General features: G+C 60.7%; 3 protein-coding genes. All 3 read left to right on the top strand.

Features of this window, described 5'->3' with window-relative positions:
• Nucleotide 1: 1 nt before the first annotated feature.
• The 3 genes from PI990_RS12015 (at nt 2) to PI990_RS12005 (ending at nt 12,516) form a co-directional block, all read left to right on the top strand.
• On the top strand, nt 2-1,417 hold the full coding sequence (locus PI990_RS12015) for an HlyD family type I secretion periplasmic adaptor subunit (protein ID WP_043242904.1): 1,416 nt from the start codon (nt 2-4) through the stop codon (nt 1,415-1,417).
• A 75-nt stretch (nt 1,418-1,492) separates the two neighbouring features.
• Nucleotides 1,493-5,599 (top strand): calcium-binding protein, encoded by a 4,107-nt coding sequence (locus PI990_RS12010; RefSeq protein WP_271660731.1) that lies wholly within the window; start codon nt 1,493-1,495, stop codon nt 5,597-5,599.
• Nucleotides 5,600-5,841: 242 nt separating this feature from the next.
• Nucleotides 5,842-12,516 carry a calcium-binding protein gene (locus PI990_RS12005; RefSeq protein ID WP_271660730.1) on the top strand — a complete coding sequence of 2,225 codons (6,675 nt, stop codon included), beginning with the start codon at nt 5,842-5,844 and terminating at the stop codon, nt 12,514-12,516.
• Nucleotides 12,517-12,518: the final 2 nt, after the last annotated feature.

The raw sequence follows: 12,518 nt of genomic DNA, 5'->3' as shown, positions 1-12,518 counted from the left end.
CATGAGCGCAAAACGCGAACTGATCAACCGCTACCGCAGTGCCTGGCGTCACGCCTGGCGCCACCGCAAGGCCATGGACGCCCCGCAGCGCCTGAGCCACGAGGTGCAATTCCTCCCCGCCGCCCTGGCCCTGCAGGAGCAGCCGCCGCACCCGGCGCCGCGCTATATCCAGTGGGCGATCATCGCCTTCGCCGTGCTCGCGCTGATCTGGGCCTGCGTCGGCGAGATCGACGTGGTGGCCACCGCCACCGGCAAGATCGTGCCCAGCGGCAAGACCAAGATCATCCAGCCCAGCGAGGTGGCGGTGGTCAAGGCGATCCACGTCTACGACGGGCAGAAGGTCAAGGCCGGCGACCTGCTGGTGGACCTCGACGCGCAGATCACCGGCGCCGACGTCGACCGCCTGAAGAGCGACCTGCTCGCCGCCCAGGTGGACAGCGCCCGCGCCCGCGCCCTGCTCGACGCCATCCAGGACGGCGGCGAACCCACCTCCCTCGCCGCGCTGATCCCCGAGGCCAGCCCCGAGCAACAACTGGCCGCCCAGCGCTGGCTGCAGGGCCAATACCTGGAACTGCGCAGCACCCTCGACCAGGCCGACTCGGAGATCGACCAGCGCGTCGCCGAAATCCAGGCGGCCAAGGCCTGGGTGGCCAAGCTGGAGGAATCCCTGCCCATCACCCGCCAGCTCTCCGCCGACTACAAGCGCCTGCTGGACAAGGCCTATGTGGCCAAGCACGCCTACCTGGAAAAAGAACAGGCACGCCTCGACCAGGAGCGCGAACTGGCCATCCAGCAGGCCCGCGTCATCGAACTCACCGCCGCCCGCAGCGCCGCCGAACGCCAGCGCAACACCGTACTGGCCCAGACCCGCCGCGCCATGCTCGACCTGCAGCACGAATCCGAACAACGCGCCGCCTCCCTCGCCCAGGAACTGAAGAAGGCCGAACAGCGCGACCGCCTGATGCGCCTCACCGCCCCGGTGGACGGCACCGTGCAGCAACTGGCCATCCACACCAACGGCGGCGTGGTCACCGAAGCCCAGCCACTGATGGTCATCGTCCCCAGCGACCAGCCCGTGGAAGTGGAAGCCATGCTGGAGAACAAGGACATCGGCTTCGTCCACCCCGGCCAGGAAGTGGAGATCAAGGTCGAAACCTTCACCTTCACCAAATACGGCGTGGTGCACGGCACCGTGCAAAGCATCTCCAACGACGCCATCGACGACGAAAAACGCGGCCTGGTCTACAGCACCCGCATCCTGCTCAAGGAAAACAGCATCCAGGTCGGCGACAACCGCATCGAACTCTCCCCCGGCATGGCCGTGCGGGCGGAAGTGAAGACGGATAAGAGGAAGGTGATCGATTATTTCCTGAGTCCGTTGAAGGAATACCAGGATGAGAGTTTGGGGGAGCGGTGATCATTCCGCCCCTCACAAAGCAATCGCGCGCCATAACACGCTGCAGAACTATCAGAGCATTAAAAGGAATTCAAAATGTCAGATAATTTGAACGTCAAAGCCAATGGCAACGGCACGCTATCCGTAACAGCCGAGGGCAACAATCACAGCGCAACAATTGAAATTGACGCTGATGGAATAGCAAAAGTCAGCGGCGATATTGGCATACTCGGCATCAGCTACGAGCCCGCGACAGGCAAATACACCGAACAGGTTAACGTTCCGATTCGTGGCGGACTAGCAACGCTTCATTTCGGAAACAAGGGAACGATAGACGAGAACAACAAGATCGTTTACAACTCCATGTTTATTGGCCTATCGGGAAAAGTCATTGGGGGAACTGAGTATTCCAGTGAGTTAGCCGTGAGTACAGGTATTGATGAAGATGGCAATCGCGCCTTCAAATTCTCCGGCGAAGCATCTATCAGCTTCCTTGGCGGTCTCATCGAATTTAAGGGCGAGCTGGAAGATTTCTACTGGGATCCAGCTGACATGTTCGATCCTGAAGAAGATGGTTTTGTCTCAAGTGGTCTAGCAGGAAACGCTTTCTCTGCCCTGAAGAATAGGCAGGCTCAAATTGATGCAGCCATCAATGGCACCGATGCCGGCTCACAAATTAGTGTGGCCACCAACCAACACTTCAATGAAGCCAACGCCTTCGTCGAACGCCGTGATCCCCTCAGTCTCGACCTAGACGGCGACGGCATCGAAACCGTCGGCGCCAATGCAGGCATCACCTTCGACTTCGATGGCGATGGCCTGAAGACCGGTACCGGCTGGGTCAAGGGTGATGATGGCTTCCTCGTGCTGGACCGCAATGGCAATGGCCAGATCGACAATGGCGGCGAGCTGTTCGGCGTCGACACCGTCAAGGCCAACAGCCAGAAAGCCAGCAATGGCTTCGATGCGCTCAAGGACTTCGACAGCAACGGCGATGGCGTCTTCGATGCCCAGGACACCCAGTTCGCCAATGTGAAGATCTGGCAGGACGCCAACCAGGACGGCATCGCCCAGGCAGGCGAGCTCAAGACCCTGGTCGAACACAACATCGTCGCCATCAACCTGGATTCGACGGCGAGCAACCACAACTCCAACGGCAACCTGATCAGCGCCGTCGGCAGCTTCGTTCGTGGAGATGGCAGTGAAGGCACCGTCAACGCCAACCAGAGCCTGGCCGCCAACTTGGACCTGGCCAGCAACCCCTTCTATCGCGAGTTCACCGACTCCATCGCCCTGGACGACACGGCCAAGGCCCTGCCAGACATGAAAGGTTCCGGTGCAGTCCGTGACCTGCGCGAAGCCTCGATGCTCAACGCCGAACTCAAGACCCTGCTGGCCACCTACGCCCAGGCACAGACCCGCGAAGAACAGATGGGCTTGCTGGATCAGCTGATCGCCGAATGGGCCAAGAGCGCCGACTACAAGACCTTCGATGAACGCATCGACGCGCTGGATGACGGCACCACCGATGTGCGTTTCCAATACTCCTGGGAGGCCAACGGTGCTCAACCGACCGAAGCGCAGCAGAACACCCAGAAGTTTCTTGAGCGTGTGAAAGCGCTGGAAGTCTTCAATGCACAGAACATCCTCAAGTTCGGCAAGGTTGGCTCAAACACCGACAGTCTGACGCTGTCGCTCGGTGTAGGTACCGCTAGCAGTAATAGCAGCTACAGCACAACCCAAGGCAGTGTTGTAATTGATGAAAACCAACTTGGCTTCAACGCTGGCCAGACCAGCTTGCTGAATCAGGCTTATGAAAGCCTCAAACAGTCCATCTATGACGGCCTGCTACTGCAGACTCGCTTGAAATCGTATACAGACTCGATTGATCTGAATTTCACGGCCACTGGATTGGAGCTTGACTACGATCGGATGTACGCGCTATTCGCCGCTACGGCGAATGACAGTCCATTCAACGCTATTAACGACGCACTGGATCTCTCCCGAATCTGGACAGACAAAAAAACCACAGATTCACTTAAAATGTCCTTCATCCCTGCATTAGCAGAGCAACTGTCCGCCGAAGAGCTCAATAGACTTCGCAATCAACTATCCCAGTTCAACCCTCAGCATATTCAGTTGGGTAACGCCTCCAATGACGTGTTGATCGGCACGGCAAGCAACGACTACATACTTGGGCTAGGTGGCAACGACTCCATCATCGGTGGCTATGGCGATGACACCCTCGTCGGCGGCAAGGGCAACGACACCCTCAACGGCCATGACGGCAGTGATACCTACGTCTTCAGCCTCGGTGATGGTCAGGACACCCTGACCGAGACCTATGAAAACACCAGCGGCAACTACCTCTACACCGACATCATTCGCTTCTCCGAAGGTATCGATGTTGCTGGCATCCGCATGAGTCGCGAAGGCAGAAACCTCACCCTGCACTACAGCGCCACCGACAGCATCACGCTTACCAACTGGTACACCAATCCGTATATGCGGATCGAGAAGGTCGAGTTCGCCGATGGCAGCAGCCGCACCATCAACAGCCTGGAAATGGCACTCGGGGTCACTGGCACCGCCGGTGATGATGGCTTCGGGATCTATGGCAACGATGCCGTACACTTCAAGGGCCTGGCAGGCAAAGACACGCTGAACGGTGCTGCCGGTGACGATATCCTCGATGGCGGTGATGGCAACGACAGCCTCAATGGGGGCGCGGGTAATGACACCCTGCTCGGAGGAGCTGGCAACGACTCCATCCTCGGCGGCCACGGCGATGACGTCCTCTTCGGTAGTTGGGGTAACGACACTCTCAACGGCCATGACGGCAGTGATACCTATGTCTTCAAGCGCGGTGATGGCCAGGACATCCTGGACGAGACCTATGAAAGCACCGCCGACAACTATCTCTACACCGACATCATTCGCTTCGGCGAAGGCATCGATGTCGCCGACATTCGCATGAGCCGTGAAGGCAGAAGCCTCACCCTGCACTACAGCGCCACCGACAGCATCACGATCCCCCACTGGTACACCAATCCGTATGTGCGGATCGAGAAGGTCGAGTTCGCCGATGGCAGCAGCCGTACCATCAACAGCCTGGAAATGGAACTCGGGGTCACTGGCACCGCCGGTGACGACGGCTTCGGGATCTACGGCAACGATGCCATGCACTTCAAAGGCATGGCAGGCAACGACGTACTGAACGGCGCCGCCGGTGACGACATCCTCGATGGCGGTGACGACAACGACAGCCTCAATGGGGGCGCCGGTAATGACACGTTGCTCGGTGGCGCGGGCAACGACTCCATCCTCGGCGGCTACGGCGATGATGTCCTTATCGGCGGCAAGGGCAACGACACTCTCGACGGTCATGACGGCGGTGACACCTACGTCTTCAGCCTCGGTGATGGCCAGGACACACTGGCCGAGACCTATGTAAACACCGCCGACAACTATCTCTACACCGACATCATTCGCTTCGGCGAAGGCATAGATGTCGCCGACATTCGCATGAGCCGTGAAGGCAGAAACCTCACCCTGCACTACAGCGACACCGACAGCATCACGCTTACCAACTGGTACACCAATCCGTATATGCGGATAGAAAAAGTCGAGTTCGCCGATGGCAGCAGCCGCACTTTCAACAGCCTGGAAATGGAACTCGGAGTCACCGGCACAGCCGGTGACGACGGCTTCGGGATCTATGGCAACGATGCCGTGCACTTCAAGGGCCTGGCAGGCAACGACATACTGAACGGTGCTGCCGGTGACGACATCCTCGATGGGGGAGAAGGCAACGACAGCCTCAATGGCAGCTACGGTAATGACACTTACTTGTTTGCCAAAGGAGATGGCCAGGACCTGGTAGCCGATGCAGATGGCAGCGACACCCTTCTCTTCGGCCAGGACATTTCCGCCAACGACCTCTGGCTCCAACGCAACGGCAGCAACCTGGAACTGACCCTGCGCGACTCCACCGACAAGGTCACCATCAGCAACTGGTACTCGAGCACCTCGAACCATATCGAGACCATCAAGTCCGGCGACGGCAAGACCCTGCTCGACAGCCAGGTGCAGAACCTGGTCAACGCCATGGCGGCCTTCGCGCCGCCTGCCGGTGGCAGCTCCAACCTGACGCCCGAGCAGAAGGCGCAGCTGGAGGTAGTGATCGCCGCGAACTGGGCCTGACCTGCATCAGCGATAACGACAGGAGCGCCCATTGGCGCTCCTGTTCGCTGTGTGGAGACCTGGGGTACCAGGGGTGTTCTGTTCCGCTCGGTAGAAACTTCAACGTTCCATGGATCACGCGGCTTGCCGAGCTGTGCGGATGACTGTCGCCTCGCCCCCATCAGGATGAGTGTTTTGGAAATGACCAGCGGCTCATTCGAGCTACTGGTGGGTTGGATATTTCTAGTCAAGGAGACGAGGCAATGTGGCGATACGTAGGAAGGGATGGTGACGTCGTTGTGGTCGAGAACGACCAGGGCCGTCGCATCGAGATCAACACCAAGGATGAGGTGGTCAACGGCAATACCGTCGGCATGAGTACCGGTGAGGCGCACGATGCGCTGGAGGCTCTGGACGAAGGGCTGGAAGCCGCAGGCGCCGGGGCGGCCTCCAAACCCGCCAAGCTGCTGCTGAAGTTCTTCAACAAGGCCGGTGTGGCCGATGACATCCCGCAGGATGCCGTCGGGCCCGTCTGGTGGTGGAAGAACAGGAGCGCGTTTGAAATCGAGCAGATGGACAAGGAGGTCAACACCAACTTTGACTCAGCCCTGAAAACCGCCTCCCCCATGGTTCTGGACCTGGACGGCGACGGTATCGAAACCTATGGCGCCGAGGGCCAGACGCTGTTCGACCATGATGGCGATGGCAACAAGCACGGCTCCGGCTGGGTCAAGCCGGACGACGGCTTGCTCGTGCTGGATCGCAACCACAACGGCGCCATCGACAATGGCCATGAGCTGTTCGGCGAGAACACCCTGCTGGCCGATGGCACCAAGGCCAAGGATGGCTTCGCCGCGATGCAGGCCGTGGACGGCAATGCGGACGGCAAGCTGGATGCCAACGACGCGGTATGGGGTGATCTGCGCGTCTGGCGCGACTTGAACGGTGACGGTATCAGCCAGTCTGGCGAGCTGTTCACCTTGCAGGACTTGGGCATCGAAAGCATCGCCACCGGCTCGGATGGCAAGAAGCAGGCCCTGGGCAACGACAACCACATCGACGGTTTCGGCACCTTCAAATGGGATGCTGCCCACGGCGGTGGCAACGGCGTATCGGGCGATGTCTACTTCGAGAACAACCCCTTCTATCGCGAGTTCGCCGACTCGATCGAGATTCCGGCCAACCTTGCCGGGGTGGCCGATATGCGCGGCGCAGGTGCCGTACGCGATCTGCGCGAGGCTGCGGCCAGCAGCAACTCCCTGAGCAACGCGCTTGCCACCTACTCCCAGGCCGATACCCGGGTGGGCCAGCAGGTGCTGCTGGATCAACTGGTCCGGGCCTGGGCCGAAAGCGCCAGCTTCCGCACCTTCGATGAACGCATCTCGGACCTGGCCGAAGGCAAGACCTACAAGATCGAGTTCGACTACTCCTGGGAAGTGAAGAAGAAGGGTTTTGCAGCAGGGACCAGCAGCGGCGGCTCGAACGTCAGCGGCGGGACCAACGGCATTCCCGTAGGTACCGGCCAGGACACCTCGCCCACCGCCGACCAGCTCCGCAAGAAAGAGCTGCTGGAGATGGTGCGTGTGTTGGAGGTGTTCAACGGCCAGTACTTCTTCGACTTCAAGCCTGTTACCGATGACGACAAGGATGGAAAGATCAACCTCTCGTACGTCGCGGGGGTGCAATCGCGATCCGGCAGCGCCGGAGGCTCGCTGGCGTTTGGTTCGACCTTCTACCTTACGGAGGAGGACTTCTCCTTCGGCCCGAACCAGGAGAAACACATCCGTGCGGCCTACCAGGCCCTGCTGGATTCGGTCTATAACGGCCTGCTGCTGCAGACCCGCCTGAAGCCCTATCTGGATGCCGTATCCCTGGTACTGACCCAGGACACGCTGACCCTGGACTTCACTGCAGCCCTCGACAAGTTCGCCCAGACCCACGCCCACTCCCCGGTGAAGGCGATTGTCGACGTGCTCGAGTTCGGCTCGGCCATTGCAGGTACTGCGGGCTGGGCGGCCAATGAAATCGCCATTGCCGGCAACTGGGTCCGCCAGTTGGATGCAGCCCAGGTCGAGGCGCTGAAAGCGCAACTGGGAGCGGCCAGCAACGTGGTCTTCGACACCATCGCCAATAGCAGCCTGGTAGGAAGCTCCGGCTCCGACTTCCTGTTTGGCGAAGCCGGCAACGACACCCTGACCGGTAACGACGGTGCCGATTTCCTGGATGGCGGCGACGGCAATGATCGCCTGTACGGCAACAGCGGAAATGACCTGCTGCTGGCGGGAGCAGGCAATGACTCGCTCTATGGTGGCGACGGCAATGATGTTCTCGACGGCGGCACTGGCAACGACCTCCTGAGCGGCGAAGGCGGTAGCGATACCTACCGTTTCGCCCGTGGCTGGGGCCAGGACAGCATCAACAACAACGACGCCAGCACCGGCAAGGTCGATGCCATCGAGTTCGGCGCCGGCATCACGGCCAGTGACATCGTCGCTACCCGCTCCGGCACCAACCTGATCCTCAGCCTGGTCGGCAGTACCGACCGCATCACTGTCACCAACTACTTCAATGCCGATGGCACCAGCAGCTACAAGCTGGAGGAAATCCGCTTCATCGATGGCAGCGTCTGGGACATTGCCAAGGTCAAGGAACTGGCTCTGCTCAATACCGCCGGCAACGACACGCTGACCGGCTATGCGACCGCTGATGTGCTCAGCGGTGGCGCCGGCAATGACTCGCTCTACGGCGGTGCCGGTGATGACCAGCTGTTCGGTGAGTTGGGCGACGACCGCCTCTACGGCGAGGACGGCAACGACCTGCTGCAAGGCGCCGAGGGTAACGACACTCTGTACGGCGGCGAAGGCAACGATGTTGTCTATGGCGGTGAAGGCGTCGATAACCTCTTCGGTGGGAACGGCAACGACATCCTCGACGGCGGCGCCGGCAACGACAACCTGAGCGGTGAAGGTGGCAGTGACACCTACCGCTTCGCCCGTGGCTGGGGACAGGACAGCATCAACAACAACGACACCAGCACCGGCAAGGTCGATACCATCGAGTTCGGCGCCGGCATCACGGCCAGTGACATCGTCGCTACCCGCTCCGGCACCAACCTGATCCTCAGCCTGGTCGGCAGTACCGACCGCATCACTGTCACCAACTACTTCAATGCCGATGGCACCAGCAGCTACAAGCTGGAGGAAATCCGCTTCATCGATGGCAGCGTCTGGGACATTGCCAAGGTCAAGGAACTGGCTCTGCTCAATACCGCCGGCAACGACACGCTGACCGGCTATGCGACCGCTGATGTGCTCAGCGGTGGCGCCGGCAATGACTCGCTCTACGGCGGTGCCGGTGATGACCAGCTGTTCGGTGAGTTGGGCGACGACCGCCTCTACGGCGAGGACGGCAACGACCTGCTGCAAGGCGCCGAGGGTAACGACAGCCTGTACGGCGGCGAAGGCAGCGACGCCCTCTACGGCGGTGAAGGCATCGACAACCTCTTCGGTGGGAACGGCAACGACATCCTCGACGGCGGCGCCGGCAGCGACAACCTGAGCGGTGAAGGTGGCAGTGACACCTACCGCTTCGCCCGTGGCTGGGGACAGGACAGCATCAACAACAACGACGCCGGTGCCGGCAAGGTCGATGCCATCGAGTTCGGCGCCGGCATCACGGCCAGTGACATCGTCGTCACCCGCTCCGGCACCAACCTGATCCTCAGCCTGGTCGGCAGTACCGACCGCATCACTGTCACCAACTACTTCAATGCCGATGGCACCAGCAGCTACAAGCTGGAGGAAATCCGCTTCATCGATGGGAATGTGTGGGACGTCGCCCAGGTCAAGGAACTGGCCCTGCTCAATACCGCCGGCAACGACACACTGACGGGCTATGCAACCGACGATGTACTCAACGGTGGCGCTGGCAACGACTCCCTCTACGGCGCAGCCGGCGATGATCAGCTCAACGGCGAGCTGGGCGACGACCGCCTCTACGGCGAGGACGGCAACGACCTGCTGCAAGGCGACGTGGGTAACGACAGCCTGTACGGCGGCGAAGGCAACGACGCCCTCTACGGCGGTGAAGGTGTCGACAACCTCTTCGGAGGGAACGGCAACGACATCCTCGAAGGCGGCACCGGCAACGACAACCTGAGCGGCGAAGGTGGCAGTGACACCTATCGCTTTGCCCGTGGTTGGGGCCAGGACAGCATCAACAACAACGATGCCGGCACCGCCAAGGTCGATGCCATCGAGTTCGGCGCCGGCATCACCGCCAGCGATATCGTCGTCACCCGCTCCGGCACCAACCTGATCCTCAGCCTGGTCGGCAGTACAGACCGCATCACTGTCACCAACTACTTCAATGCCGATGGCACCAGCAGCTACAAGCTGGAGGAAATCCGCTTCATCGACGGCAACGTCTGGGACATCGCCACGGTCAAGGAGCTGGCCCTGCTTGGAACGGCAGGCAATGACAGCCTGACCGGCTATGCCAATGCCGATGCCATCAATGGCGGCAGCGGCAACGACACGCTAGCGGGAGAAGGCGGCGACGACACCCTCGTAGGCGGCCAGGGCAATGACGTGCTGAACGGCGGTGCCGGCAACAACACCTTTGTGTTTACGCGCGGCGATGGCAGCGACATCATCAAGGGCTTCAGCGACCAGACGGCGTCCAAGCTGAACACCTTGCTGTTCGCGGAAGGCATCCGTCCCGAAGATGTTTCTTCGTACCGCAGCGGCAGTTCGCTGGTTCTCACCATCGGCACCGATGACAAGGTCACCATCGAGAACTTCTTCTACTCGGCAGCGACAGCAAGCAGCTCGAGCCCGGTGCAAACCATCAGGTTCGCCGATGGTACCGAGTGGTCGATCAACGCCAGTTCCGGGACGACGAACGTCATCAGCGGCAAAGCTGGCAAGGACTTCATCGTCGTCGCCGACGGTTCCAAGAACAACACCCTGAGTGGCGGTCTCGGAGATGACGTCTTGCATGGCAGCTACTACGCCGACACCTACGTGTTCAACCTGGGCGATGGCAAGGACACGGTCGTCGAAACGTCCACCTACACCAATGTCACCGACACCCTGCGCTTCGGCGATGACATCGTTGCCAGCGATATCCAGGTGCAGAAAGTCGGTGTCGATCTGGTCTTCGCTCACCGCAACGGTGCCGATCAGGTCACCGTGAGGAACTGGTTCAACACCACGGCATCCACGGCCACGGCGGTCGACGCCAGCCGGGTCGAGCGTATCGAGTTTGCCGATGGGTCGAGCTGGGACGTCAACCAGATCCAGAGCCAGATCATCGTGCTGGGCACCACCCAGGCCGACACCCTGAACGGCTGGGCCGGTGACGAAGCCCTCTACGGCGGTGACGGTAATGACCTGCTGGACGGCGGCGCCGGTACCAACCAGCTGTTTGGTGGTGCAGGCGATGACACGCTCAAGGTGGCAACCACCGCCAAGGGCAGCTTGCTGGCAGGCGGAACCGGGAGTGACACGCTGTTCGGCAGCTATTACGCCGATACCTACGCGTTCAACCTGGGCGATGGCAAAGACACGGTCGTCGAGACCTCCACCTACCCCAACATCACGGACACCCTGCGCTTCGGCGAAGGCATCGCTGCCAGCGATATCCAGGTGCAAAAGGTCGGCGTCGACCTGGTCTTCGCTCACCGCAATGGCTCCGATCAAGTCACCGTGAAGAACTGGTTCAACACCACGGCATCCACCGCCACGGCGGTCGATGCCAGCCGGGTCGAGCGTATCGAGTTTGCCGATGGGTCGAGCTGGGACGTCAACCAGATCCAGAGCCAGATCATCGTGCTGGGCACCACCCAGGCCGACACACTGAACGGCTGGGCCGGTGACGAAGCCCTCTACGGCGGTGACGGTAATGACCTGCTGGACGGCGGCGCCGGTACCAACCAGCTGTTTGGTGGTGCAGGTGATGACACGCTCAAGGTGGCAACCACCGCCAAAGGCAGCCTGCTGGCTGGCGGAACCGGGAGTGACACGCTGTTCGGCAGCTATTACGCCGATACCTACGTGTTCAACCTGGGCGACGGCAAGGACACGGTCGTCGAAACGTCTACCTACTCCAACGTAACGGACACCCTGTGCTTCGGTGAAGGCGTCGCAGCCAGCGATATCCAGGTGCAAAAGGTCGGCGTCGACCTGGTCTTCGCTCACCGCAATGGCGCCGATCAGGTCACCGTGAAGAACTGGTTCAACACCACGGCATCCACCGCCACGGCGGTAGATAGCAGCCGGGTCGAGCGCATCGAGTTCGCCGATGGGTCAAGCTGGGACGTCAACCAGATTCAGAGCCAGATCGTCGTGCTGGGCACCGCCCAGGGCGACACACTGAACGGCTGGGCTGGGGACGAGAGCCTCTACGGCGGTGACGGTAATGACCTGCTGGACGGCGGCGCTGGTACTAACCAGCTGTTTGGTGGTGCAGGTGATGACACGCTCAAGGTAGCCAGTACTGCAAAGGGCAATCTGCTGGCGGGCGGAACGGGTAGCGATACGCTTTACGGCAGCTACTACTCGGACACCTACCTGTTCAATGCAGGGGACGGTCACGACACCCTCATCGAGACCTCAACCTACTCAGGGGTCACCGATGTGCTGCGTTTCGGTGGGGATATCGACGCCAACGAACTGTGGTTCCGCCAGGTAGGGACGGATCTGGAGATTTCGACCGACAACCCGGCGGACAAAGTCTCGATCAAGGGCTGGTATTCATCGAACGCAGCCCGCGTGGAGCGCGTTGAGTCGGCCGACGGGAAAGTGCTGCTCGACAGCCAGGTGCAGAACCTGGTCAACGCCATGGCGGCCTTTGCGCCGCCGGCCGGTGGCAGCTCCAACCTGACGCCCGAGCAGAAGGCGCAACTGGAGGTGGTGATCGCTGCGAACTGGCAGTAACC

Origin of the sequence: Pseudomonas sp. TUM22785 (assembly GCF_028198105.1) — a bacterium.
Classification (GTDB): Bacteria; Pseudomonadota; Gammaproteobacteria; order Pseudomonadales; family Pseudomonadaceae; genus Metapseudomonas; species Metapseudomonas solani.
This window is presented reverse-complemented; position numbering and strand designations above follow the sequence as displayed.